Raw genomic sequence first — 2,816 nt, 5'->3', positions numbered from 1 at the left:
GGTTCAACGTTTTTACAAACCAGTAAGTCAATTAACATCACAGGCTCTGGGCAAGGCGATTTAATCATTCATAACGCCGGCGGCGAAATTAAACTCGATAGCCAAGGCAACGCCACCATCATCGCCACCAACGTGCTCACCCTCGACAGCAACATGATAACCTTTGATGGGCCGGTTGATTACGATATAGAAAGCCCGCAAACAGCCAGTAGCCCAAGTGCCTCAAATCCTGCGAGTATTAGTCGCATTAACGATGTAACCATCAATGATGCAGGTGTTGCAGCAACGACCGCCAGTGTGGTCGATTTAGAATATGTTTACCAAGACGGGAGTCCTGTTAAAAACGCCCCCTACACCATAGAGTTTGATGATGGAACGCAAGCGACCGGGCAACTAGATGACAGTGGACAAGCACAACTTACCAATATTCCCAGCGGTCAGTTCAGTGTTAAATACGGCGAAGACAGCCGCGATTATCAGCCAGAGGATAACACCACACCAAACCCGTTGTATGGGCAAATAACCACCGCCGATGCCGTGCACATGATTAATAGCGGTAACACCGCAAAGCTGGAAGAAGCAGGCAATTTAGCCAACCAAGCCGGTGATTGGTTATGGGGCACATTGCAAGGTGACTTTAATAAAAACCCCAGCACCTCACAAATCGTTGTGGGTACCATTATCTCGATGATACCGGTGGTTGACCAAATCATGGATATTCGTGATATTTGTGCAAATACCGTGTTACTCACCGATGATGATAAAGCCAACGACAGCGACGGCTGGATAGCCTTTACCCTAACCGCCATTGGTTTGGTTCCATTATTAGGCTCTGCTGTAAAAGGTGTGGGTAAAGTTGTAATTAAAAATAGTGGTGAGTCAATGGAAGCCGCCATTGCAGTGCTACGCAAGCTCGGTAAAGGCGACCCAGTAAAATACTTACGGGAAATAAACTGGCAAAATTTGGGCAAGCAAGCCGCCAGTGAAGTAAAAGCCGTAATCAAAGGCTTTAGAGATACCTTGCAAGATATTTCAACCAGCTGGAAATACGACCTTCTGCTAACTGACTCAGCCATTGACGGCATGCAAGCTATGGTCAAACAGCTTGATGAAGTCACCCCGCAAATAGACCAAGGCGTAAGAAACGCCGCAAATGAAATTGGCAATCGCGTAAATAAAGCCCTCGATGAATTTGAGCCACCGGCAAGCACAGGCGTAGTGGGCAAACCGAAGAAAACCGTTGCCAATGAGCTTGAGCCGCCGAAAGGGAATGATTTAAAGGGGGCTACAGCGCTTAAGCGAGTCAGAAACCCAGCCCTTGATGCCCATTATAAAAACTTAGCTGCTTATGAAACGGCTTATAAGAACAAACTAGATGACGCTATTAAAAATGGTGATTCAAGCCATCGCATTGGTGCATTTAAAGCGAAGCTTACCGAAGTTAAAGGTGAACGTGCAGCAAGTGCCTATATGGCACAACACTTTTATAAGCCCCCGCCACCTGCGAAAATGGAGCTAGGCTTTGGTCCGGGCCCCGGTTTTGACCAAGTATGGGCTAAGCGGGATAAAAATGGCAACGTGCTAGAATACTTTATCGTTGAAGCTAAGGGACCTGGCGCCGAGCTCACTAAAGGAGCTAAGAAAGGCGATCAAATGACCACGAAGTGGATAAAAAATACAATTAAAAGCATGAGAAAATCCAAGAAATATCCGGCTCAAAATACACTAGGCAACGACTTATTCAATGCGAATGACTTAGATATACCGTTAAATAAAATTGTTATTGAAGCCGTTGAAAAAGGCGGTCAAGTCGTCGAAGGAAAATTACAACCTTTACCATAGAGAATTGATAATGCTACAGTTAAACCAACTATCGATAGAAAATATAGAAGAAAACATCTCACGTGCAAACAGCCATTTGGCCGCATGGATAGAGCGTTTTCAAGATAATACTAGAACCCCTGAACAAAATAAAAATAGCGTATTTAAAATAACCGATTTCTATTTTATGCTTGCATACGCTAAATACGCACTCGAAGAGCACTCAGAAGTAAAACCCAATTTTGAAAAAGCAGCACCGTTTGCTTTTTTATGCGGCTTCGACCCTAAATTAAAAACGAGTAATAACGATTGGACTATTCAACAAGAGCTAAATGTTGTTCTTCTCTTTGCTGAGCAGGATGTTTTAGAAAAGCTTAAACACAGTGAAATAAAGTTATCCAGCGTTCAACATCAAGCAAAACTCCAATACGCTGAACTATTAAAAGCGATTGGTACAGGCCAAACTATTAATAAAGATGATGTTGAGGCTGCTTTACTTGAAGCCAAAAACACTAAAGACAAAGATGTACTGCAATATATACTTCCTTTATTAGAAGCAATCTCGGCCTTAGTCTCAGGTGATGAATTACGTTGGCAAACTAGTATCGACAAAGCCATAACTTGGCATAAAGATGAATGTAAATTTGGTGATTTAAAAGATATGGAAGAAGGCTTTATCTGTTTAAATGCTCTTACTATGGCAAAGTTAGGCAAAGACATGCATGGTTGGCAATGCCAAACCGATTCACTATATTTACCTTTATTTTTAATTGATTAGTTTCGATAATCACACAACACGAGCCTATTATCTATGAGCAGTTTAATTCACTTATCACTTATTGACGAAGATAGATACCCTACTTCGCTTGACGGTGATGATGAAAGTAAATACCAACAATTGCTTGCAATTACTGAAGAAGAAGCCATTCATTGGCAGTCAATCGAAATAAACCTGCGCGGCTTTGAACCCGCACTGCAACTATGGGATGCTATCG

1 protein-coding gene and 2 pseudogenes are annotated in these 2,816 nt (G+C 42.6%); all 3 read left to right on the top strand.

Translation table 11 applies throughout. From position 1 onward, the window contains the following. Positions 1–1,842: pseudogene (locus H5186_RS23215) on the top strand (hypothetical protein); the annotation flags it as partial. 10 nt (positions 1,843–1,852) lie between these two features. Beyond that, positions 1,853–2,599 (top strand): immunity 49 family protein, encoded by a 747-nt coding sequence (locus H5186_RS22290; RefSeq protein WP_259398159.1) that lies wholly within the window; start codon positions 1,853–1,855, stop codon positions 2,597–2,599. A gap of 33 nt (positions 2,600–2,632) precedes the next feature. Next, positions 2,633–2,816: pseudogene (locus tag H5186_RS22285) on the top strand (hypothetical protein); the annotation flags it as partial.

Origin of the sequence: Pseudoalteromonas sp. SG41-2, from assembly GCF_014164535.1 — a bacterium.
In the GTDB taxonomy this organism is placed as follows: domain Bacteria; phylum Pseudomonadota; class Gammaproteobacteria; order Enterobacterales; family Alteromonadaceae; genus Pseudoalteromonas; species Pseudoalteromonas rhizosphaerae.
The sequence above is the reverse complement of the archived record's forward strand: the minus strand, read 5'-3'. Positions and strand labels throughout refer to the sequence as shown.